Genomic DNA, 20,695 nt, shown 5'->3' with positions numbered 1-20,695 from the left:
CCTCACTCCAGTCCCACGAGGCGCAGGTAGCTGTGCCAGATGGGTTCGCCGGCGAGCACGGCGAGCGCCGCGCCCCCGAGCATCCAGGGGCCGAACGGGATGCCGCTGCCCCGTCCTGCGCGCCGCGCGACCACGAGGGCGATCGCGAAGAGGCCGCCGAGCAGGAAGGCGCCGAACGCGCCGACCGCGAGCTCGCCCCAGCCCAGCCAGCCGAGCGCCATGCCGAGCACCCCGGCGAGCTTGACGTCGCCGAGGCCCATGCCCTGCGGGTAGGCGAAGGCCATCGCGAAGTACGCGGCGAAGAGGATGGCGCCGCCGGCAGCCGCGCGCAGGAGCGATCCCCACTCCCCCGTCGTCGCCGCCGCCACGAGCAGCAGCGCGCCGACGACCGGGTAGGCCGGCAGCACGATCGCATCGGGCAGTCGCTGGGTGTCGAGGTCGATCCAGGCGAGCGCCACGCCCACCGCGGCGAGCACGAGGAAGGCGACGGTCTCGGCGAGGGCGCCCACGATCTGCGGTACCGAGCCGTCGAGCGCCTCCCACGGCGCGAAGCGCAGCACGATGGCGGCGAAGACGACGCCGGTGAGCAGCTCGACGAACGGGTAGCGCGCCGAGATGCGCACCTTGCAGTCGCGGCACCGGCCGCCGAGCCACAGCCAGCTGAGCACGGGCACGTTGTCGATCGGGCGGATGCGCGCACCGCAGCCGCCGCACGCGCTCGGCGGGCTGACGATCGAGCGACCGGCCGGCACCCGGAAGATCACCACGTTGAGGAACGAGCCGATGAGCAGCCCGAAGCCGCCGACGAGCGACCCGGCGACCGCGGCCATCATCGGTACCCCCCGGTCGCGTCCATCGCCGGAGACGTCTCGATCCACGTCGTCACGCCGTAGGCCGTCGTCACCGGCGAGAGGAAGTGCGGCGGGGAGCGGAACCGCAGGCGCGCGTCGTACTGGTAGTCCTTGATGTAGCCGCTGCTCTGGGCGACGATGCCGCGGAAGCTCTGCGCGATCGACCCGCGCACCGTCAGCGTGCCGTTGCGGTCGCCCGTCTTGTCGGTGTTCTGCACGGCGAAGCTGTGCAGCGACAGGATCGCCGCGTCGATCGTCCGGTTCGGCGAGTCGACGTAGCTGTTGATGCGCGGGTTGCGCACCCACACCATCCCCTGGCCGATGAGGCCGAGCATGTCGCGGTCGCGGTCGACGTAGGTCGTGTTGCCGACCACGTAGAGGTAGTTCTCGGTGGCGAACGTGACCTGGCCCTGCAGCCGGCCCTGGATGAAGAGGTCGCCGTTGCGGCAGCCGTACGCGGCGGTGCCGTCGATGGCGGCGGGCACCGTCTCGCCCGAGGTCGGGTACCCGACGCCGTTGCCGTTGGTCGGGCAGGTGTGGGGCGCCTGGTTCGACCGCCAGCCGTTCGGATCGGTCGTCGAGGTGGGCACGTTCTGCACGAAGACCGCGCCGCCGTTGGGGACGGGGATCGTGGCACCGGCGCTGTGGCCGAGCTGGCCCGACGCGGTCCCCACGCGGCCGCACGCGGTCGGCACCGGCACCGCGGCGCCGGGCCGCGTGACCTTCGTCCACGGCGACCGCACCGTCATGGTGCCGTTCGAGTTGAGCGTGACCGTCGTCGGACCGGTGTAGAGGCAGCCGCCGTCGAGCGCGTCCGTGCGGATCTCGGAGTTCGTCTCCGGCATCCCGAGCACGCCGAGCAGCGCCGGCGAGTTGCCGCGCGCGGGATCCTTCACCCGGAAGTCGGGGTTGCAGCCGCTGCCCGAGCGCACGTACCGCTCACCGGTGGGCGGGTTGTACGCCGTCGAGACCGGCCCGTAGAACGTCGCGTCGCACGCGTGGATCACGTCGTTCGAGTGCACCTGGCCGCGGATCTGGTCGCCGCCCGAGAAGACGATCGTCGCGCCGCAGCTCGCCAGGCGGCCCGCCCACGCGTAGCGCACGCACGAGTCCGGCTGCCCGTTGAGCGCCGGATCCTCGATCTCGTAGTCGGTGAAGTAGAGGTAGTTGAGGAAGCCCGCCTGCCGGAGGTCGGCGACGACCGTGCGAGTCTCGTCGCCGACGCGGCCGGTGGAGCGCAGACGGATGGTGCCGTCGCTGTCGAAGGTGCTGATGTCGATCTCGTACCGGAACTCCGCCGTGCCGGCGCTGCCCGGGACGCTCGCCCACGTGCCGGCGGCGCCGATGCCGAACGCGGCGTTCGTCGCGTCGGCGATGACCGTGCTGCTGGCGGTGAAGGGCGAGGATGCGTTGCCGTAGCGCAGGTAGCCCGGGTCGGCGGCGAGGCGGCTCTGGTACTCTTCGACCCCGGCGTAGGCGGCCGAGAGCGCGCCCTGCCAGTCCGCGTCGTCGCGCGCGTGCCGTGCACCCGAGACCGCGATCACGATCGCGGTGGTGAGCAACGCGGTGACGAGCGCGCCGATGCCGATCACGAGGATGAGGGCGGCGCCGCGATCGCGCTGCTCGATCATGGTGCGCAGGTGCCGGCGCATCACAGCCCGCCTCTCGTGAGGTTGAGGTTGGGGATGCCGACGGTGCTCAGCAGCTGCGCCGGTGCCGCATCGTCGCTGGCCGCGGTCTGGACGACGAGCGAGACGCGGACGGCGACGATCTCGCGCCGCTGCGTCTCGGTGAGCGCGCCGGTAGAGGGGATCGTGAGCGCGGTGCCGTCGGCCTTGAGGTAGGTGAAGAGGGCGGGCGACGTGCCGGTCGCGAGCGGCGTGCCGCGGGGCGCGACATCGCGCACGACGACACGGGTGCGGTTCGGCGTCGTCGCGAACACCCAGTCGCCGCCCGATCGAGTCGACGGGAAGCGGGTCTCGACCAGCTCGCCGGCAGCGTTGACCGCGAGCGAGACGCGGGTGGGGCCGGTCGCCGTGGACGGGGTGTCGAGGTATCCGTTGAGGATCATGGAGTCGGCGCGGGCGCTCTCGAAGGCGGGCAGCGCCTGCCAGCTCGTCGAGACCGGCACCTCCGTGCCGCTGCGGATGACCCGGCTGATCTGCTGCATGCCGAGCACCGCCGTGCGCGTGCTGTCCTGCTCCGAGGCTTCGCGCGAGAAGCTCTGGGAGACCGTGACGACGAGCGTCGTGATGAGCGTGGAGACGATCGCGAACAGGGAGATGGCGACGAGCATCTCGATGAGCGTGAGGCCGCGCTCGCGGTCGGAGATCGCGGTCATCCCGCGACCTGCCGGGGATCGAGCGTGACAGTGTTGCCGACGGCCGTGCCGCGCGAGACGACGGTCGCGACGACGGCGCCGGTCGCGCCGTTCGTGAGCTTCCAGGTGCCGAAGGGCAGGGCGATCGTGCCGTTGGCCGCGACATCGCCGAAGGTGTGGACGAAGGTCGCGGCGCACAGCGGAGTGCCGACGCCCGGTGCGGGCGTCGCGCGGAGGTCCGTGGCGCGAGCACTGATGCGCACGAGGCCCATCGGGATGTCGACGGTCGCCGTGCCACCCGGGTCCATGCTGAGCTCCGGCGCGACGCCCGCGGCGAGGCCGATGCCCAGCACCGTCTCCTCCGGCCACGCCGTGGGATCGGCGGAGGTGCAGTCGGCACCGGTCTCGCGGCCGTAGTTGCCGGCGAGCAGGCGGTACGTCACCCGTGGGTGCACCCGCACGGTGAAGGTCGTCGACGCCGTCGTCGTGAACGACGTCGTGCCGGTGAGCGTCACGGGGGTGACGCCATAGGTGCTGATGAGCGTCAGCGGCAGGTTCCGCGGTAGCCGCACGGGGTTGGCGCTGCCCGCGACGGTCGCGGTGAGCGTGGCGCGCTCGTCGTACTGGAACCCGATGCTCGAGGTGGTGCCGGCCGCGACGCTGACGTCGCGCTGCCGGGGCGTGGGGTCGAGGGTGACGCCGATGTAGTTGGTCTTCGAGACGCTGACCTCGTAGGTGCCGCGCGTCACCTGCAGGAAGTACGCGCAGCCCTCGGCGTCGGTGGTCCTGCTGGGCGTCGCCGCCCCCTCGGCCGTCGGCGTGAGGGCGACCGTGGCGCCTGCGACACCGTTGCCCTGGGCGTCTCGGATCGAGACGAGCACCGTGCCCTTGGCCGGGTCGTTGAGCCGCTGGGCGGGGTCGACGAGGGTGTCGGCGCGCACGGGGTCCATGGTCGCGGGCATCCCGCTCCACGTCACGGTGACGTTCACGCGCTTGAAGCGGAGGCTGCCACCGCCCGTGCCGCACGCGGTGGCGTCGGCGGCGTCGCTGACCCAGCCGGTGTCGCGCGTGACGGTGAACGTCGTGCCGTTGACGGCCACAGTCCGCGAGCCGTCGAGGAGGGTGAAGAGGTCGGGGCTGTCGTGCGCCAGCTCGACCTCGGCGGCCGCGAGGTTCGCGGCGACGTGCTGCGCCTCGGAGCTGCGGTTGACGGTGATGATCTGGAGCATGGAGGAGAGCACCATGGTCGAGAGGATCGCGAACACGAACATCGCGACCATGACCTCGATGAGCGTCATGCCCTCGTCGCCGCTGGCGACGCGAAGTCGCGCGCGAATGCTGCGCATGATGTTCTCCTCTCTGCTCTGACGGGATGTGGCCGCGGCGGGGAACCGCCGCGGCCACGTCCGAGTGCGGGAACTACGGAGTCACTGCCGACCACGTCTGGATGCCGCCGGCCTCGCTGTTGTAGGCCAGGCTCTGACCGAGGTCCGTGTTCGTGATGGTGAGGACGAAGCCATCGACGTCTGCCGAGGTGACCACCAGCGTCGAAGCGGCGCTCGACTCCTGGAAGCCCTCCGCGGTGAGCGTCGCGTCCGTGACGGTGGCGTAGCTGCCGCCGTTGGACACGGCGACAGTCTCCGCTGCGAGCGCGGCGTTCTTGAGGTCGGACTCGACCTCGGCACGCCAGGCGCTCTCCCGCTGGTTGAGGAAGACCGGGATGGCGATGCCGGCGAGGATGCCGATGATGATGACCACGACGAGCAGCTCGACGAGGGTGAAGCCTCGCTGCGACTGCTTGCCGTCCTTGAGCGCGATGCGGCGGTCGCCGAGAGCGCGGAGGAGGTTCTGCATGGTTCTGTCCTTCTGGGGTTGGGGTTGGGGCAAGGGGTACGTGTGGAAACGAGCGATCAGTTGATCTGCTCGAAGATGGTGAAGACCGGCATGTAGAGGGCGACGATCATCGCGCCGATGAGCGCGCCGACGCCGGCGATGAGGATCGGCTCGATGATCGAGGTCATCTGTGCGGTCGTCGCCTCGACCTCGTTGTCGTACGCGTCGGCGATCTTCGCGAGCATCGTCTCCATCGAGCCGGCGTCCTCTCCGACCGCGATCATCTGCACGACCATCGGCGGGAACACAGGCTCGTGCGCGAGCTGCTCGGCGACCGGGCGTCCCTCGCGGACCGCGGTCGCGATGCGGGCGCTCGCCTGCTGGATCACGCTGTTGCCCGAGACCTCGCCCACGACGTTGAGCGCGAGCACGATGGGCACGCCCGCGCCGAGCAGTGCCGCGAAGTTGCGGGTGAAGCGCGCGAGTGCGATCTTGCCGATGAGCTCGCCGAACACCGGGAGCTTGAGCAGCAGCGGGTCGAGGAAGGCGCGCACCTCTGGCGCGTTCTTGTTGCGTCGCCACCACACCGAGAACACCACGGCCGCGACGATGAGCAGCGGGCCGAGCCAGACCATGTTGCCCGAGAGGGTCACGAGGATCTGCGTCGCCAGCGGCAGCTCGCCGCCGAGGTCGGCGAACATCCCCTCGAAGATCGGGACGATGAACCACACCATGCCCACGACGGCGAGCAGTGCCATGCCGACCACCACGACGGGGTAGGCCATCGCCGACTGCACGGTGCCGCGCAGCTTGACCTCCTTCTCGAAGGAGTCGGCGACCGCGTTGAGCGCACCGTCGAGGAAGCCGCCGGTCTCGCCCGCACCGATGAGGTGGATCATGAGCGGCGGGAAGACCGTCGTGTGGCGGCCGAACGAGCTCGAGAGCGATCCGCCGCCCTCGATCTCGATGCGCACCTCGTCGAGCGTCTTGCGCAGCGTCGAGTTCTCGGTCTGCTCCGCGAGGATCTTGAGCGTGCGCAGGATCGAGAGGCCGGCGCCGATCATCGTCGCCATCTGGCGGCTCATCACCGCGAGGTCCTTGAGCTTCACGCCCTTGTTGAAGGGCAGCTCGATCTCGCGCTGCAGGCCCGTGCCGGTGCCGGTCTCGGCGACGCTCACCGGAGAGAGCCCCAGCTCGCGCATCCGCGAGACGACGGCGACCTGGCTTGCGGCGTCGAGCTTGCCCTTGACGACCTTGCCGGTCGTGTCACGGCCCTTGTACTGCCACGTCTTCGTGCTCGTCATGCGCGCTGACCCTTCGAGAAGGTGTCGCCGAAGTCGACGCCGGCATCGAGCTTGGGGCCGCCGGAGGTGGCGAGCATGCCGCGGAAGTCATCGACGTTCTGCGCCTTGTCGCGGGCCGCGTCCTCGCGGATGAGACCGCGGTTCACGAGCTCGGCGAGGTGCTGGTCGAGCGTGCGCATGCCCTGCGACGCGCCGGACTGCAGCGCGCTCGCGATCTGGTGGGTCTGGCCCTCCCGGATGAGGTTCGAGATGGCCGAGGTCGCCACGAGCACCTCGCTCGCGGCGATGCGGCCGCGGCCGCCCGCGCGGGGCACGAGGGTCTGGCAGACGACGCCCTGCAGCGTCGCCGCGAGCTGCGCGCGCACCTGGCTCTGCTGGTAGGGCGGGTAGACGTCGATGATGCGGTCGATGGTCTGCGCGGCGCTCTGCGTGTGGAGCGTCGCGAAGACGAGGTGGCCGGTCTCGGCGGCGGTGAGGGCGACCGAGATCGTCTCGAGGTCGCGCATCTCGCCGACGAGGATGACGTCGGGGTCCTGGCGCAGCACGTGCTTGAGCGCCTTCGAGAAGCTGTGCGTGTCGTGGCCGACCTCGCGCTGGTTGATGACCGCCTTCTTGCGCGGGTGCATGAACTCGATCGGGTCCTCGACCGTCACGATGTGCTCCGCGCGGGTGCGGTTGATCAGGTCGATGAGCGCCGCGAGCGTCGTCGACTTGCCGGAGCCCGTCGGTCCGGTCACGAGCACGAGGCCGCGCGGGAGGGTGGCGAAGCGGGTGATGGCCGGCGGCAGGTCGAGCTCGTCGATCGTGCGGATGCGCGTGGGGATGAGGCGGAACGCCGCGCCCTGCGCGGAGCGCTGCTGGTAGATGTTCACGCGGAAGCGCGCGGCCTCCGACAGCTGGTAGGCGAAGTCGAGCTCGAGCTCGCGCTCGAACGTCTCGCGGTGGTCCGCCGTCATGATCGAGCTGAGCGCCGACGCGACGCGCGCGGTCGACCAGATGCCGAACTCCTCGAGCGGCACGAGCATGCCGTCGAGGCGCATCGTCGGCGCCGTGTCGGCAGTCACGTGGAGGTCGGAGGCGCCGACCCGGACGACCCACTCGAGCGCGAGCAGCAGGTCGCTGTCGTCGCCGCGCGGCATGATCTGCGCGGGGGCGGCCGCCTCCGGCTCCACCGACTGCGCGCGCTGCCGCAGGCTCGCCCGCGTCGACAGCCCCTGCGGCTCGCCGAGGACGCCGGTCATCGAGATGCCGCTCATACGATCACCCGCACGATCTCGTCGACCGACGTGAGGCCGGCGCACGCCTTGAGCCAGGCGTCCTGGCGCAGCGTGCGCATGCCCTGCGAGGCCGCGACGCGCGCGATCTCGGAGGTCGACTCGCGTGCCACGGTCATCCGCTCGATCTCCTCGGTGACGGTCATGACCTCGTGGATCGCGATGCGCCCGCGGTAGCCGGTGCCCGAGCAGTGGGTGCAGCCGACCGCGCGGTGCACGCCGCCGGCGGTCGACGTGTCGAAGCCGAGCGCCTGGAAGTGGTGCGTCTCGCGGGTGTCGGGCTGCTTGCAGCGGTCGCAGAGGCGCCGCGCCAGTCGCTGGGCGACCACGCAGTCGAGCGCGGAGCCGACGAGGAAGGGCTCGATGCCCATCTCCGTCAGTCGGGTGATCGCGCTCGGCGCGTCGTTCGTGTGCAGCGTCGAGAGCACGAGGTGGCCGGTGAGCGACGCCTCGATGGCGATCTGCGCCGTCTCGTGGTCGCGGATCTCACCGATGAGCACGACGTCGGGGTCGGATCGGAGGATCGAGCGCAGCGCGGCGGCGAACGTGAGGCCGGCCTTCGGGTGCACCTGCACCTGGTTGACGCCGGGCATCCGGTACTCCACCGGGTCCTCGACCGTGATCACGTTGACCTCGGCGCGGGAGACGGCGTGGAGCGTCGTGTAGAGCGTGGTCGACTTGCCCGAGCCCGTGGGGCCCGTGACGAGGATCATGCCGTAGGGCTTGCGGTAGGAGGCCTCGTAGCGCTCGAAGTTGTGCTGCAGCAGGCCCAGGTCGGCGAGGTCGAGCTTCGTGCCGCCCGAGTCGAGGATGCGCATGACGATCTTCTCGCCCCACACCGTCGGCAGCGTCGCGACGCGGAGGTCGATCTTGCGGCCGTCGTGCATGACCGACATGCGGCCGTCCTGCGGGCGGCGACGCTCGGCGATGTCGATGTCGCTCATGATCTTGAGGCGCGAGATGATGCCCTGCTGCATGCCCTTCGGGGCGCCGGTCATCTCGTGCAGCACGCCGTCGACGCGGAAGCGCACGCGCACCGAGCGCTCCCCCGGCTCGATGTGGATGTCGCTCGCACGGTCCTGCACGGCCTGGCTGACGAGCAGGTTGACGAAGCGCACGATCGGCGCGTCCTCGTCGGCCGCGTCGGCCATGCCGAAGGTGCTCGCCTCGACGGCGCGCTCCTCCTCCTCGACGACCGACGTGATGTCGTTGAGCTCGCTGTCGGCGCGGTGGAACCGGTCGATGGCGTTCAGCAGGTCGGGGCGCTCGGCGACGACGGGCTGCACGGCCATGCCGGATGCCTGGCGCACGTCGTCGATGGCGAGCACGTCGGCGGGGTCGGTCATCGCGACGACGAGGTAGCGGCCCTCGATCGCGATCGGCAGGACCGTGTGCCGGCGGGCGGTGGAGCTCGGCACTCTCGCGACCGCGGCGTGGTCGACGGCGAGCTCGGTGAGGACGACGAACGGCACGCCGGCCTGCGCGGCGCGCACCTGCGCCGCCTGGGTGTTCGTGATGACGCCCTCGTCGATGAGGGTGCGGACGGCCGCGTCGTCGTCGACGCCGGCCGCGAGCAGCTCGTCCCGACGGGACATGGAGAGGTTCCCCTGGCGCACCAGCAGAGAGGTGAGCGATGCCATGGCGGCTGCTTCCTCTATCGCCGCGCGCGGTCGGCGCAGGGCGCATCGACCGCACAGTGGAGTGCGAGCATGGAGTGGGTCCTTCGTGACAGGGCCGGGGCTGGGGACTCCGGAGCTGAGCGTGTCGTCGGACCTGCTTGGCCCGACAAGAGTTGAGTGTCACACGCCGTTACCGACTGCGCAACAATTCCAGAACTCAAGTTTGACTCAGGCGCGGGGATGCTTCCTCAGCATTTCGCAGGGAAGTGCACCGTCCCGTAGAAGTAACGCTGTTATCGGGCACACTTGCAGCAGGTCGCCGCGGCTCCGCGGCATACGATTCGGGACTCGTCCCACCATCCGACAGGGCGCTCACCATGCACGCATCCCCTACCGACCGGACGTCGGTGCTCGACCATGACTGACCACGACGGCGCTGGCTTCCACGCGCCGACAGGCCTGCGCGAGCGCAAGAAGGCGCTCACGCACAAGACGATCGCCGACGCGGCCTTCGAGCTCGCGCTCGACCGCGGCCTCGACGACGTGACGGTCGACCAGATCGCCGACCGCGCCTTCGTCTCGCCCCGCACCGTCTCGAACTACTTCTCGTCCAAGGAGGCGGCCGTCGTCGCATCGGGCGACACGCCCCCGATCGTGCTGCTCGAGGGTCTCGCCGACCGGCCGGCCGACGAGCCGCCGCTCGTCTCCCTGCGCGAGGTGCTCGCGGCCAACGTGCGGGCATGGACGCCCGAGCAGCTGCACGCGATCCGCGAGAAGGAGCTGCTCGTCGAGCGGTTCCACGCCCTGCTGCCGTACCGGATGGCGCAGTACGACGAGCTGGAGGACGCGATCCGCGAGGTGATCGCCGAGCGCAGCGGCGTCGACCCCGAGACCGCACCGTTCCCCCGGCTGATCGCCGGCGCCGCGACCGCGGTCGTGAAGACGGCGATCCGCGTGTGGGTCAACACCGACGGCGACCGCCGTGCCATCTCGGAGCTCGTCGAGCACGGCTTCCACGACCTCGAGGCAGGACTCATCCCCGACGCGTAGCCCAGGGCCGCGTCGAGGCGGTCGTCGCCCCGTCGGCGCCGGTGCTAGATTGGGCGCTGCTGCCTCGGCAGCCCGGCCCCCATAGCTCAGGGGATAGAGCGTCTGCCTCCGGAGCAGAAGGCCGCAGGTTCGAATCCTGCTGGGGGCACCGGTGCTTGAGCGGGTTCGTCGGCAGTGCTCGCGCCGCTGGTACCTACTCGGTGCCTCACCGTGCCTTCGGTGTTGCCAAGGAGCTGCGTCGTCCCCGCTCCCCTGGAGCGGCCCACGCCGCGGGACCGGACGGTCTACCCTCGACGCATGCCACTCTCGCGTGACGCTCCGCCGGTCGCTTGCTCGCTCGGGAGCGACCGCGGCGAGCAGATCGCGGGATGGCGGGAGGTCTTGCAGGATGCCGCGGTGCAGCGTCTCGAGAACGCCGTGCGCTACGTGCTGCCGGTCCACGACGCGAGCGCTGTCGTCCGACTCGCGGTCGCGGAGCAGGATTGCTGCCCGTTCTTCTCGTTCGACATCTCGCTGCACGGCGCGACCTTCGATCTCACGATCGGGACCCCGCCCGCGGGCCTGGAGATGCTCGAAGAGCTGACCGGCCTCGAAGCCCTGTCGCCTCGACGGTGACCTCCGCGGTGCGGCGACTGGAGCGCCACCAAGTCCCGCTCTACCTGGCCACCGTCGCACTGGGCGTCGTGGTCGGTCTGCTCGCGCCCGATGTCGAACATCTGCATGTGGCGATCAACCCTGCCATCGCGCTGCTCCTGTACGTGACCTTCCTCGGCGTGCCCTTCGTGGAGATCGGCCGCAGCTTTCGCGACGTGCGCTTCCTGGTCGCGCTGCTCGGAGCGAACTTCCTCGTCGCGCCGGCGGTCGCGTTCTTGCTCTCACGCTTCGTCGCGACGGACGACGCGCTGCTCGTCGGCGTGCTCCTCGTGCTCCTGACTCCGTGCATCGACTACGTGATCGTCTTCGCTGCGGCCGCTGGCGGTGCTCACGAGCGCCTCCTTGCGGCCGCGCCGTTGCTGATGATCGCGCAGCTGCTCTTGCTGCCGCTCTACCTGCTCCTCTTCGCCGGAGAGGCAGCCGCCGCCAGCGTGGATCCCGGTCCGTTCGTCGAGGCACTCGTCGTCCTCATCCTTCTTCCTCTCGCTGCGGCCGCCGCGACCCAGTGGGCCGCGCGTCGGCAACGAGGGGTAGCGACCTTCGCCTCGCGGTCGAGCGCGGCGATGGTGCCCCTCATGGTGCTCGTGCTCTTCGTCGTCGTCGCCTCTCAGACACCGACGGTGGCGCTGCAAGCGCTGGCATTGCTGGCTGTCGTGCCGCTGTACATCGCGTTCCTCTGCATCATGCCCTTCGCAGGACTGGTGGTCGCCCGTCTGGCACGCCTCGACGTGCCGCAGAGCCGAGCGCTGATCTTCAGCGTTGCAACCCGCAATTCCCTCGTCGTGCTGCCTCTGGCGCTCGCGCTGCCGCCCGAGCTCCACCTCGCCGCCGCCGCCATCGTCACGCAGACCGTGGTGGAGCTGATCGGCATGGCGATCTATGTGCGCGTCGTTCCGCGACTAGCCCCCGCCGCCTGACGGTCGCAACGACGTCCGTGCCCCGTCGGCCCGTCCTGGCCTGAGTGACGGACGCGCTTGAGCCGCTCTCGCTCCTCTGACGTCGGCGCCCCGTCGTGGCCGTGTCGGCCTCGACGCACGACGGCCGTTCAGCCCCCGCGCTCCCCCGCACGCTGCTCCGCGCTCTCCTCCCGTGCATGCGCCTCGATGAGGTCGCTCATTCCTCCCTGGAACAGCGACAGCCCGAGGCCGAGCAGGATGCCGCCGAACAGCAGCAGCGCCTGCTCGAAGCGCGCCTGATCGCGGTTCTCGAACAACCAGGTCGGCTGATCGGTGTAGAGGAAGTCGCTCGCGAACCAGCGCGGGGTGTACCAGGTGCTCCACCCGGTCGAATCTGGCGATGCGACGGGATACGAGTCCTCGATCGTCGCGCTGGTCGCCCGCTCGACCCAGAGGTACGCCTGCAGGCCGGTCAGCTCGTCGTCGCCGCCCTCGATCGTGGTCGCGTTGTACTGGGGCGCGAAGAGCGTGGATCGAACAGCCGCCATGGGGCTGCCGCCGCCCGTGGCCCACAGCACCGTCGACGCGATCGTGCACCCGTGCGCGAGCGGCCTGCCCCCGTCGCTCGCATCGAGCGCCGGCACGGCGTCGCCTGCGTAGATCGTCGACAGCTGGCCCTCGATCCGCAGGAACGCGAGCTCCGACTCCTCGACGTCCGCGCCGGTCGCGGAGAGCAGGTCGGAGCTGCGGTCGATGTCGTAGGCCCGCCTCGTCGACGGATCGAGCTCGGCAGCGGCGACCGCGGACGGCGCGACCGCGTCGGTGCCGCACGACACGGCCCCCTCGAGGCCTCGACCGACGAGGGTCAGCTGGAAGTCGATGGGCGCCCGCTCGGCGCCCGAGTCGGACTTCTCAGCCAGCTCCACCGCGAAGCGGAAGCGGTACTCGCCGGCGTCGTCGATCTCGGAGCGCACCTGCACCGTGTACGGCCGACCGTCGCCCTGCGTCGCGACCACGATGAGCGGCCGCGTGCCCTGATCGGGCCAGCGCTGCTGGTAGACCCGCAGCACGAGCGGGATGACGAGCGCGAGGATCGCGAGGCCGAGTCCCAGCATCAGCCAGGCCTTCACACGCCGCGCCTGCCGATGTGTCCACATGAGCCCGCCTGTCCGTGGCGCCGGACCGGACGCGCCGCGCGGTCTGCCGACGCGCGTATGATAACAGCGTTGCCCGGGCGATGGCCGCCCGGTTGTGCGCAACGCACATGCGAGAGGGCGTTGGGGTACACGACACGCGGATCGATCGCGCCTGCGCCCGAAACAGCGTCCGTGACCGCGTACGCTCTGCATCATGGGAAGACCACGCCTGCATGACGAGCACCTCCGCCAGCGCCTCCTCGAGGCCGCGACGGAGCTGATGGCCACCGAGGGGCCCGACTTCTCGCTGCGCCCGCTCGTCGCGTCGATCGGCACGTCGACGTCGGCGGTCTACTCGCTCTTCGGCTCGCGCGGCGAGCTGCTGGAGGCGATCACGCTCCGCGCCGCGAGCTCGCTCGTCGACGCGCAGAACGAGGCAGACGTCGATGACCCGGTGCAGCGCATCCTTGGCCTCGCGCACGCATGGCGCCAGTGGGCGGCCGACAACGCGTCGATGTTCCAGGTGGTCTTCGGTCGCGGCGAGTCGACCCCTGCGGTCGACGAGGCCCGCGACAGCACCACCGAGCCGCTGCTGCGCGCTGTCCGGTCCGCGGTCGAGCAGGGCGTGCTGCACGGCGACCCCGAGACCTCGACCCGAACGATCTTCGCGGGCCTCCACGGCTTCATCACGCTCGAGCTGCTCGGCCTGTATCCCGCCGAGCAGGCGGACGCGCTCTTCGACGCGCAGCTGGCCGCCATCTGGCGCAGCTGGGCCACGCCGGAGCACGTCGACGCGGTCGCCGCCTGAGGCATTGCCACCCATACCCCTCAGGGGTATCCTGGACGCATCATGAGCATCGCCACCGCCGCCCCCACGCACGGCTACACCGCCGACAAGGACGCCCTCCTCAAGCGCCTGCGCCGCGCTGAGGGCCAGGTGCGCGGCGTCGCGCGGATGGTCGACGAGGATGCGTACTGCATCGACATCCTGACGCAGGTCTCCGCCGCCACGAAGGCGCTCGAGACCGTCGCGCTGCAGCTGCTCGAGGACCACCTCGCGCACTGCGTCGCCGAGGCGGCCGAGTCCGGCGGCCCCGTCGCGCAGGCGAAGCTCGCAGAGGCGAGCGCCGCGATCGCGCGCCTCGTCCGCTCCTGATCGATCCCGCAAGCCATTCGCACGAGGAAGGCACCACCATGCTCCAGAACATCGAGATCCTGTCCACCCCCGCCGAGGCACAGGCCGACGCGCAGGCCCAGGCCGGCGGCTGCTGCGGCGGCGGCGCGTGTGGCGTCTCGTCGGCTGCGACCCCGTCTGCCACCGCGCAGACGTTCGAGGTCGACGGCATGACGTGCGGCCACTGCGTCTCGTCGGTCACCGAGGAGCTCTCCGGGCTCGCGGGCGTCGAGGGCGTCGACGTCCAGCTCGTGGCCGGCGGCCGCTCCACGGTCACCGTCTCGGCCGACGCACCGCTGCGCCTCGATGACGTGCGCGCCGCCGTCAGCGAGGCGGGCTACACGCTCGTCGAGGCCTGAGCCGAGCGCTGAGCCCAGCGCCGACCCGAAGCATCGCGAGCGCCGGTCCCCTCGGGGGCCGGCGCTCTGCTCGTGGTGCCGCATGGGCCGGCACCTCCACGCTCGGGCGCCCCCTGGCGGACGGCGCCGGGCGGGTCTAGTGTCAGTGCCGATCCCCGCGGTCACGGCGCTCGGATCCCGTCGTCAGGGGTCATCATGCAGCGTCGCTCGATCGCCATCCTCGCCGCCATGGTCGTGGGCGCCTCCGCCCTCGCCGTGGCCACCCCCGCCTCCGCGGCGGATCCGCCGGACGGCGCCGTCTACGTCGCCCTCGGTGACTCCGAGGCCGCCGGCACGGGCAACCTGCCCTACGTCGACAGCGACTGCCTGCGCTCGCGGAGGGCGTACCCGGCACAGCTCGGATCGATGCTGGGCACCGGGGTCGCCTCGAGCGCGTGCGCGGGCGCGACCACCCGGGACGTGATCACGAGCCAGCTCGGCGACCTCGGCTTCGGCACGAGGCTCGTCACGATCACCGCGGGCGTCAACAACGTGGCGTGGCAGCGGGTGCTGCTCGAGTGCCGCGCCGGGGGCGATCCGCTGGCCTGCGGCCAGGCGAAGGCCGACGCGTTCGCCGCCATCGCCGCGCTGCCCACCGACATCGCGCAGATGCTGGCAGCCGTGCGCAGCCAGGCGCCGAACGCGCAGATCCTCGTCACCGGCTATCCGCTGCTGTTCGGCGATCTCGCCAGCGGCGTCTGCAGGGCCGGCACCTACCGGGGCACGCACGTCGTCTTCAGCGCCGCGGACACGAAGTTCGTCAACGCCGGCATCGAGCTCGTGAACGCCGCGATCCTCGGCGGGCTCGTCGGGTACATGAGCGCGACCGGCGACGAGGGCGTCTCGTACGTCGACGTCACCGCGACCTTCGACGGCCACGGCCTCTGCGACTCGGGCAGCCCATGGATCAGCCGGGTCATCTCGGGCACCGCCACGGTCGACCGCGGGTTCCACATCGACAGCCGCGGCATGCGGGCGTACGCCGACGCACTCGCGGCAGCGGCGCCCGACATCCCCTAGCCGCTGGTGGCGACGCGGCGCGGGCAGCGCGCTACGCGGCCTGCTCGATCCGCACGAGGTTGCCCGCCGGATCGCGCAGCGCGATGTCGCGCACGCCCCAGAACTGGTCGGTCGGCTCCTGCACGATCTCGACGCCCTCGGCGCTCGTCGCGCGCTCGAACACCGCGTCGAGGTCGCCGGCCCGGAGGTTGACGCTCCCGAGCTCGCCCTTCGCGAGCAGCGCGGCGATCGCCTCGCCGTCCTGCTCCGACCGGCCTGCGCGCGGATGCGACAGCACGAGCTGGATGCCGGGCTGCGACGGCGGCGACAGGGTCACCCAGCGGAACCCCTCGTTCTCGACCTCGCTCGTCACCGACATCCCGAGGACGTCGCGGTAGAAGGCGACCGCGGCATCCGGGTCGTCGACGATGACATGCACTGCGCTGATGGAGATGCTCATGCGCACGACACTAGGCGGGCACCGCCCGTCGCGCTTCTCGGAAACTGCCCGACGGATCGCCCTTCCGCGGTCGCGTCAGCACCATCGCCAGGCAGCCCGGCATGCCGTCGAGCGCCTCGTGGTCGCGGGCCCGGTAGGCGCTGGGGGTCTCTCCCATCAGCTTCGTGAAGCTCGCCGAGAACGAGCCGAGGCTCGTACACCCGACCTGCATGCACGCATCCGTGACGCTCACCTCGCCGCCGCGCAGCAGCGCCGCGGCGCGCTCGATGCGCCGGGTCATGAGGTAGGCGTAGGGCGTCTCGCCGTAGGTGTCGCGGAAGCGGCGGCTGAAGTGCGCGCTCGACATCAGCGCGGTGCGCGCGAGCGCGGCGACGTCGAGCGGCCGCGCGAACTCGCGGTCCATCCGGTCGCGTGCGCGACGGAGGCGGCGCAGCTCGTCGAGGTCGACCATCGGCCCATCATCGCCGATGCGGGCTCAGCCGGGCAGGGCCTCGACGAACGCCGTCACCTGCCGGCGCACGCGGTCGCGGATGCGCCGCACCTCGTCGGTGCTGAGCCCGGCCGGGTCGTCGAAGTCCCACACCTCGATGCGCTGGCCGTCGACGAGGTCGAAGGGGTGCTCGATGAGCATGGTGATGATGACGTCGGCGGCCCGCGCGAGGTCGTCGGTGACGGGCTTCGGGAAGCTGTCGGAGAGCGGCACGCCGTCCTCCGCCATCACGTCGCCGACGGTGCGCAGCACCTGGTCGGCCGGGTTGAGCGCCCCCGAGAGCGCCGCGATCCTGCCCTCCCCCAACACGTTGAGGTAGGCGGCGGCCATCTGCGAGATGCCGTCGTTGCGGATCGACTCGACGAGCACGCGCAGCGGCGCGCCCTCGGCCCGGGTGCCGCGACGATCGAGCGCCTGCAGCCGATCCGCCGCGAACTGCAGCGCGAGCGGCGGCAGGTGCGCGCGGACGCGCGCGCCGCGCGCGAGCGTCGCGTGCGACTCGAAGACCACGCGCTCGACGAGCTGCGGATCGAGGTCGGGATGGCGCGCGGCGAGGCGCTTCGCGCCGCTGCGCAGCACCGCATCCGGCGAGCTGCCGCCCTGGTCGGACTCGATCATGTCGGCTCCTTCGGTCCACCCCGCGCATCCAGGCTACGGGCGCGCGGACCGCCAGCCAAGCGTCAGAGCGCGGGCGCGTGGCGCTCGAGGAAGCCGTAGAGCTCGGCGTCGTCGACGCCGGGGTAGGTGCCCGACGGCAGCGGCGCGAGCGTGTGCTGGTGCATGCGGGCAGACGCCCACGACTTGCGGCGCCAGCGCTCCACGAGCGCGCCGTCCGGGCGGGCGCAGCAGCGCTCGTCGGGGCACGTCGAGACCTCGCGGAACGCCGTCTGGGCGCCGCGGAAGTACTTCGCGTCGTCGAAGCGCACGCCGAAGGAGATCGAGAACTCGCCGTCGGCACCGGAGCCGGTCTGCGTCGAGCACCAGTACGTCCCGTTCGGGGTGTCGGTGTACTGGTAGAACTCCGTCGTCCGCGAGGTGCGCTCGAACGCGCTGCGGGCGGCGAACTTGCGGCAGACGAGCTGGCCCTCCGCATGACCGGACGCGTCGACCGGGATGGGGATGCCGTCGTTCTCGTACACGCGCGACAGCGCGCCGTCCTCCTGCACCCGCAGGAAGTGCACGCGCAGGTCGAGGTGCGTGGTCGCGAGGTTCGTGAAGCGCATGGCCGCGGTCTCGTGCGTCACGCCGAACGCGTCGCGGAAGTCCTCGACCGCGAGGTTGCGCTCCTTCTTCGCCTTCCGCAGGTACTCGACGGCCCGCGAGCGCGGCATGAGCGTCGCGGCGGCGAAGTAGTTGATCTCGAGCCGCTGCTGGAGGAACTCGCTGTAGTCCTGCGGCTCGTGGTGGCCGAGCAGCCGGTGCGCGAGCGCCTGCAGCGACATCGAGCGGAGGCCGTGACCGCCGGGGATCGACGCCGGCGGCAGGTAGATGCGGCCGTTCTCGAGGTCGGTGACCGAGCGCGTCGAGTGCGGCAGGTCGGTGACGTAGACGAGCTCGAAGCCCAGCCGCGCCGCCATCTCGCTGACGGTGCGGTGCGTGAGGCTGCCGCCCTCGTAGCCGACGGCGCGCAGCTGCTCCTCGGCGAGGTCCTCGATCTCTGGCAGCGCGTTCGACTGCTCCCGCATCCGGTGCCGCAGCGCGGTGGCGTCGCGGCGCGCCTGCTCGGGGGTCGCGATGGCCTCGCGCGCCCGGCGATCGAGCTCGCGGTGCATGCCGACGAGGGCCGCGAGCAGGTCGTCGCCCATCGAGCGCGTCGGGCGCACGGTCGGCAGCCCGAGGCGACGGTAGCTCGCGCCCTCCTGCAGTCGCTGCAGGTCGAGCTCCATGCGGGAGCGCTCGCTCGGGGGCTCGGGGTCGAGCAGCTGGGCGGTGCCGACGCCGAGCACCTCGGCGATGGCCTGCAGGTGGCTGAGCTTCGGCTCGCGGTGGCCGTTCTCGATGAGCGAGAGCTGACTGCCGGCCAGGCCGATCCGCTCCCCCAGCGCATCGAGCGTCAGCCCGGCGGTCGTGCGGAAGTGCCGGATGCGGTGCCCGAGGATTGCTGCGTCGACCATGGCATCAGTGTACGAAACTTCTGCGGATCCTTCCGCCATGCGTCTCCCCTCCGGTCACGCCATGAAGGTCTAGCGCGGTGGCGTACCCGGATCGCTCCGACGGCGACCGCCGATGGCTCGATTCCGGGCGACTGGGCCACCATCGACCCCGGCGTCGCTTCACCGCTGCGAAGGAAACAGCGAATCTTCCCTCGACGACACGGCTTCAGAGCGTGAACGGCGCGCAGACTCGGAGCATGACGATCCTCCCCGCTGCTCCGTCCCGCTCCGCTGCCAAGCCCGTGCGGGCGAAGGCCGTGCACGCGCCCGAGGGCGCCGACCCCGGCGTCGTCGCCTGGGTCGCGAGCGTCGCGAACCTGCTCGAGCCCCGTGACATCGTCTGGTGCGACGGCTCCGCCGAGGAGCTGCAGCGCGTCACCGACGTGATGCTCGAGGCCGGCACGATCGTGCCCGTCCCCGCGCGACCGGGCAGCTACCTCGCCCGCTCCCACCCCGGCGACGTCGCCCGCATGGAGGACCGCACGTTCATCTGCGCGGAGGACGCGGACGACGCCGGCCCCACGAACAACTGGCGCGACCCGCAGGCGATGCGGCAGGTGCTCGGCGGCCTCTTCGACGGCGCCATGGCCGGCCGCACGATGTACGTCATCCCCTTCTCGATGGGACCGGTCGGCGGCCCGATCTCGAAGCTGGGCATCGAGCTGACCGACTCGCCGTACGTCGTCGCATCCATGCACTTCATGACCCGCGTCGGCACCGCCGCCCTCGAGGCGATGCACGGCACCGACGACTGGGTGCCCGCGGTGCACTCGGTCGGCGCGCCGCTCGCCGAGGGCGAGCAGGACGTCGCCTGGCCGTGCAACCCGACCCGCTACATCTCGCACTTCCCGGAGACGCGCGAGATCTGGTCGTTCGGCTCGGCCTACGGCGGCAACGCGCTGCTGGCGAAGAAGTGCTTCGCGCTCCGCATCGCGTCGGTGCAGGCGCGAGACGAGGGCTGGCTCGCCGAGCACATGCTGCTGCTGCGCATGAAGCACGAGGACGGCCGCCAGCTGCACCTCGCGGGCGCCTTCCCGTCGGCGTGCGGCAAGACGAACCTCGCGATGCTGCAGCCGACGATCCCCGGCTGGACGGTCGAGACGCTCGGCGACGACATCGTCTGGATGCGGCCCGGCCCCGACGGCCGGCTGTGGGCGATCAACCCCGAGAACGGCTTCTTCGGCGTCGCCCCCGGCACGAGCGAGAAGACCAACGCGACCGCGATGGCGATGATGGACCACGACACGATCTTCACGAACGTGGCGCTCACCGCCGACGGCGACGTCTGGTGGGAGGGGATGACGAAGGAGGCGCCCGAGGGCCTCATCGACTGGCAGGGTCGCCCCTACGACCCGGCCAACGGCCCGGCCGCGCACCCCAACGCCCGCTTCACGGTGCGCGCCGAGCAGGCGCCGTCGATCGCGCCCGACTGGGATGCCCCGACGGGCGTGCCGCTCGACGCCATCATCTTCGGCGGCCGTCGTCCCTCGCAGGTGCCGCTCGTGATGCAGGCGCGCGACTGGGAGCACGGCGTCTACGTCGGCGCGACCGTCTCGAGCCAGCAGACCGCTGCCGCGGAGGGCCCGGTCGGCGAGATCCGCCGCGACCCGTTCGCGATGCTGCCGTTCTGCGGCTACAACATGGGCGACTACTTCACGCACTGGATCGACATGGGCCACCGGCTCGGCCGCGGCGCGCCGAAGATCTTCTCGGTCAACTGGTTCCGCCGCGACGACGAGGGCGGATTCCTGTGGCCCGGGTTCGGCGAGAACGCCCGCGTGCTCGAGTGGATCGCGGGCCGCGTCGCCGGCACCGCGAGTGGCGTCGACACCGCGATCGGCGTCATGCCGGCCGACGACGCGCTCAACCTCGACGGCCTCGACATCGACCCGGCCGTGATGGAGGAGCTGTTCGAGATCGACGCGAAGGCGTGGCTCACCGAGCTGGTCGACGTCGAGGCGTTCTTCGGCCAGTTCGGCCGCGCGCTGCCCACCGGCCTCGTGCGCCAGCTCAACCACGTGCGGTGGCGCCTCGAGCACATGCAGCAGGCCGTCGCCGCCTGACCCGCCGCGGCGCGACCTCGC

General features: G+C 71.3%; 21 protein-coding genes and 1 tRNA gene. 9 read left to right on the top strand and 13 right to left on the bottom strand.

What is annotated here, in order from left to right:
• Window positions 1–2: 2 nt before the first annotated feature.
• From ACVWW9_RS09420 to ACVWW9_RS09385, 8 genes are all read right to left on the bottom strand, one after another.
• Entirely contained in the window at window positions 3–833 is an 831-nt protein-coding gene (locus tag ACVWW9_RS09420) for a prepilin peptidase (protein ID WP_456515280.1), read from the bottom strand.
• Window positions 830–2,503 (bottom strand): hypothetical protein, encoded by a 1,674-nt coding sequence (locus ACVWW9_RS09415; protein ID WP_456515279.1) that lies wholly within the window; start codon window positions 2,501–2,503, stop codon window positions 830–832. Before ACVWW9_RS09415 ends, ACVWW9_RS09420 begins: the two co-directional genes overlap by 4 nt.
• Window positions 2,503–3,192, bottom strand: a complete 690-nt coding sequence (locus tag ACVWW9_RS09410; protein ID WP_456515278.1) for a PulJ/GspJ family protein — start codon at window positions 3,190–3,192, stop codon at window positions 2,503–2,505. The genes ACVWW9_RS09415 and ACVWW9_RS09410 overlap by 1 nt, the downstream gene beginning before the upstream one ends.
• The gene (locus tag ACVWW9_RS09405; RefSeq protein WP_456515277.1) at window positions 3,189–4,517 is read right to left on the bottom strand and encodes a carboxypeptidase regulatory-like domain-containing protein; all 1,329 of its coding nucleotides are present in this window, start codon (window positions 4,515–4,517) and stop codon (window positions 3,189–3,191) included. The genes ACVWW9_RS09410 and ACVWW9_RS09405 overlap by 4 nt, the downstream gene beginning before the upstream one ends.
• A gap of 73 nt (window positions 4,518–4,590) precedes the next feature.
• Window positions 4,591–5,025, bottom strand: coding sequence for a type IV pilin protein (locus ACVWW9_RS09400; protein ID WP_456515276.1), 435 nt, complete (start codon window positions 5,023–5,025; stop codon window positions 4,591–4,593).
• Window positions 5,026–5,081: 56 nt separating this feature from the next.
• Entirely contained in the window at window positions 5,082–6,308 is a 1,227-nt protein-coding gene (locus ACVWW9_RS09395) for a type II secretion system F family protein (protein WP_456515275.1), read from the bottom strand.
• Window positions 6,305–7,564: a type IV pilus twitching motility protein PilT gene (locus tag ACVWW9_RS09390; RefSeq protein WP_354255509.1), complete on the bottom strand. Its 1,260-nt coding sequence runs from the start codon at window positions 7,562–7,564 to the stop codon at window positions 6,305–6,307. Before ACVWW9_RS09390 ends, ACVWW9_RS09395 begins: the two co-directional genes overlap by 4 nt.
• Window positions 7,561–9,222 (bottom strand): GspE/PulE family protein, encoded by a 1,662-nt coding sequence (locus tag ACVWW9_RS09385; RefSeq protein WP_456515274.1) that lies wholly within the window; start codon window positions 9,220–9,222, stop codon window positions 7,561–7,563. The genes ACVWW9_RS09390 and ACVWW9_RS09385 overlap by 4 nt, the downstream gene beginning before the upstream one ends.
• A 396-nt stretch (window positions 9,223–9,618) precedes the next feature.
• Here ACVWW9_RS09385 and ACVWW9_RS09380 point away from each other — a divergent pair, with 396 nt between their 5' ends.
• The 4 genes from ACVWW9_RS09380 (at window position 9,619) to ACVWW9_RS09365 (ending at window position 11,822) form a co-directional block, all read left to right on the top strand.
• Window positions 9,619–10,251: a TetR/AcrR family transcriptional regulator gene (locus tag ACVWW9_RS09380; protein WP_456515273.1), complete on the top strand. Its 633-nt coding sequence runs from the start codon at window positions 9,619–9,621 to the stop codon at window positions 10,249–10,251.
• A gap of 75 nt (window positions 10,252–10,326) precedes the next feature.
• A tRNA-Arg gene (locus ACVWW9_RS09375) sits at window positions 10,327–10,399 on the top strand.
• 248 nt (window positions 10,400–10,647) lie between these two features.
• A complete protein-coding gene (locus ACVWW9_RS09370) occupies window positions 10,648–10,866 on the top strand; it encodes a hypothetical protein (RefSeq protein ID WP_456515272.1) in 219 nt (72 codons plus the stop codon).
• The gene (locus ACVWW9_RS09365; RefSeq protein WP_456515271.1) at window positions 10,863–11,822 is read left to right on the top strand and encodes an arsenic resistance protein; all 960 of its coding nucleotides are present in this window, start codon (window positions 10,863–10,865) and stop codon (window positions 11,820–11,822) included. The genes ACVWW9_RS09370 and ACVWW9_RS09365 overlap by 4 nt, the downstream gene beginning before the upstream one ends.
• A 128-nt stretch (window positions 11,823–11,950) precedes the next feature.
• Here ACVWW9_RS09365 and ACVWW9_RS09360 read toward each other — a convergent pair whose 3' ends face one another.
• Complete coding sequence (locus ACVWW9_RS09360; RefSeq protein ID WP_456515270.1) at window positions 11,951–12,931, bottom strand: hypothetical protein; 981 nt, start codon at window positions 12,929–12,931, stop codon at window positions 11,951–11,953.
• 220 nt (window positions 12,932–13,151) lie between these two features.
• Here ACVWW9_RS09360 and ACVWW9_RS09355 point away from each other — a divergent pair, with 220 nt between their 5' ends.
• The 4 genes from ACVWW9_RS09355 to ACVWW9_RS09340 all read left to right on the top strand — a co-directional run bounded on the left by ACVWW9_RS09355 (window position 13,152) and on the right by ACVWW9_RS09340 (window position 15,529).
• Complete coding sequence (locus ACVWW9_RS09355; RefSeq protein WP_456515269.1) at window positions 13,152–13,745, top strand: TetR/AcrR family transcriptional regulator; 594 nt, start codon at window positions 13,152–13,154, stop codon at window positions 13,743–13,745.
• 42 nt (window positions 13,746–13,787) lie between these two features.
• Window positions 13,788–14,093 (top strand): metal-sensitive transcriptional regulator, encoded by a 306-nt coding sequence (locus ACVWW9_RS09350; RefSeq protein WP_123697409.1) that lies wholly within the window; start codon window positions 13,788–13,790, stop codon window positions 14,091–14,093.
• 38 nt (window positions 14,094–14,131) lie between these two features.
• On the top strand, window positions 14,132–14,470 hold the full coding sequence (locus tag ACVWW9_RS09345; RefSeq protein WP_456515268.1) for a heavy-metal-associated domain-containing protein: 339 nt from the start codon (window positions 14,132–14,134) through the stop codon (window positions 14,468–14,470).
• Window positions 14,471–14,665: 195 nt separating this feature from the next.
• Entirely contained in the window at window positions 14,666–15,529 is an 864-nt protein-coding gene (locus tag ACVWW9_RS09340; RefSeq protein ID WP_456515267.1) for an SGNH/GDSL hydrolase family protein, read from the top strand.
• 31 nt (window positions 15,530–15,560) lie between these two features.
• On the opposite strand, the gene ACVWW9_RS09335 is transcribed toward ACVWW9_RS09340, so the two are convergent.
• From ACVWW9_RS09335 to ACVWW9_RS09320, 4 genes are all read right to left on the bottom strand, one after another.
• Window positions 15,561–15,968: a VOC family protein gene (locus tag ACVWW9_RS09335; RefSeq protein WP_354255527.1), complete on the bottom strand. Its 408-nt coding sequence runs from the start codon at window positions 15,966–15,968 to the stop codon at window positions 15,561–15,563.
• A gap of 10 nt (window positions 15,969–15,978) precedes the next feature.
• Window positions 15,979–16,419 carry a helix-turn-helix transcriptional regulator gene (locus ACVWW9_RS09330; protein WP_456515266.1) on the bottom strand — a complete coding sequence of 147 codons (441 nt, stop codon included), beginning with the start codon at window positions 16,417–16,419 and terminating at the stop codon, window positions 15,979–15,981.
• A gap of 24 nt (window positions 16,420–16,443) precedes the next feature.
• Window positions 16,444–17,076 (bottom strand): arsenate-mycothiol transferase ArsC, encoded by a 633-nt coding sequence (locus ACVWW9_RS09325; protein ID WP_456515265.1) that lies wholly within the window; start codon window positions 17,074–17,076, stop codon window positions 16,444–16,446.
• Window positions 17,077–17,138: 62 nt separating this feature from the next.
• Window positions 17,139–18,572 carry a helix-turn-helix domain-containing protein gene (locus ACVWW9_RS09320; protein WP_456515264.1) on the bottom strand — a complete coding sequence of 478 codons (1,434 nt, stop codon included), beginning with the start codon at window positions 18,570–18,572 and terminating at the stop codon, window positions 17,139–17,141.
• Between the two features lie 236 nt (window positions 18,573–18,808).
• Here ACVWW9_RS09320 and ACVWW9_RS09315 point away from each other — a divergent pair, with 236 nt between their 5' ends.
• Window positions 18,809–20,674 (top strand): phosphoenolpyruvate carboxykinase (GTP), encoded by a 1,866-nt coding sequence (locus ACVWW9_RS09315; protein ID WP_456515263.1) that lies wholly within the window; start codon window positions 18,809–18,811, stop codon window positions 20,672–20,674.
• Window positions 20,675–20,695 lie beyond the last annotated feature (21 nt).

The organism is Agrococcus sp. UYP33 (assembly GCF_054060915.1).
The sequence above is the reverse complement of the archived record's forward strand: the minus strand, read 5'-3'. Positions and strand labels throughout refer to the sequence as shown.

Bases quoted from the DNA above. Each gene is read 5' to 3' on its own strand.
- ACVWW9_RS09345 (WP_456515268.1), top strand. From the start codon at position 14,132: ATGCTCCAGAACATCGAGATCCTGTCCACCCCCGCCGAGGCACAGGCC.
- ACVWW9_RS09420 (WP_456515280.1), bottom strand. From the start codon at position 833: ATGATGGCCGCGGTCGCCGGGTCGCTCGTCGGCGGCTTCGGGCTGCTC.
- ACVWW9_RS09390 (WP_354255509.1), bottom strand. From the start codon at position 7,564: ATGAGCGGCATCTCGATGACCGGCGTCCTCGGCGAGCCGCAGGGGCTG.
- ACVWW9_RS09415 (WP_456515279.1), bottom strand. From the start codon at position 2,503: ATGCGCCGGCACCTGCGCACCATGATCGAGCAGCGCGATCGCGGCGCC.
- ACVWW9_RS09330 (WP_456515266.1), bottom strand. From the start codon at position 16,419: ATGGTCGACCTCGACGAGCTGCGCCGCCTCCGTCGCGCACGCGACCGG.
- ACVWW9_RS09410 (WP_456515278.1), bottom strand. From the start codon at position 3,192: ATGACCGCGATCTCCGACCGCGAGCGCGGCCTCACGCTCATCGAGATG.
- ACVWW9_RS09350 (WP_123697409.1), top strand. From the start codon at position 13,788: ATGAGCATCGCCACCGCCGCCCCCACGCACGGCTACACCGCCGACAAG.
- ACVWW9_RS09380 (WP_456515273.1), top strand. From the start codon at position 9,619: ATGACTGACCACGACGGCGCTGGCTTCCACGCGCCGACAGGCCTGCGC.
- ACVWW9_RS09315 (WP_456515263.1), top strand. From the start codon at position 18,809: ATGACGATCCTCCCCGCTGCTCCGTCCCGCTCCGCTGCCAAGCCCGTG.
- ACVWW9_RS09325 (WP_456515265.1), bottom strand. From the start codon at position 17,076: ATGATCGAGTCCGACCAGGGCGGCAGCTCGCCGGATGCGGTGCTGCGC.
- ACVWW9_RS09340 (WP_456515267.1), top strand. From the start codon at position 14,666: ATGCAGCGTCGCTCGATCGCCATCCTCGCCGCCATGGTCGTGGGCGCC.
- ACVWW9_RS09400 (WP_456515276.1), bottom strand. From the start codon at position 5,025: ATGCAGAACCTCCTCCGCGCTCTCGGCGACCGCCGCATCGCGCTCAAG.
- ACVWW9_RS09395 (WP_456515275.1), bottom strand. From the start codon at position 6,308: ATGACGAGCACGAAGACGTGGCAGTACAAGGGCCGTGACACGACCGGC.
- ACVWW9_RS09385 (WP_456515274.1), bottom strand. From the start codon at position 9,222: ATGGCATCGCTCACCTCTCTGCTGGTGCGCCAGGGGAACCTCTCCATG.
- ACVWW9_RS09320 (WP_456515264.1), bottom strand. From the start codon at position 18,572: ATGGTCGACGCAGCAATCCTCGGGCACCGCATCCGGCACTTCCGCACG.
- ACVWW9_RS09335 (WP_354255527.1), bottom strand. From the start codon at position 15,968: ATGAGCATCTCCATCAGCGCAGTGCATGTCATCGTCGACGACCCGGAT.
- ACVWW9_RS09355 (WP_456515269.1), top strand. From the start codon at position 13,152: ATGGGAAGACCACGCCTGCATGACGAGCACCTCCGCCAGCGCCTCCTC.
- ACVWW9_RS09405 (WP_456515277.1), bottom strand. From the start codon at position 4,517: ATGCGCAGCATTCGCGCGCGACTTCGCGTCGCCAGCGGCGACGAGGGC.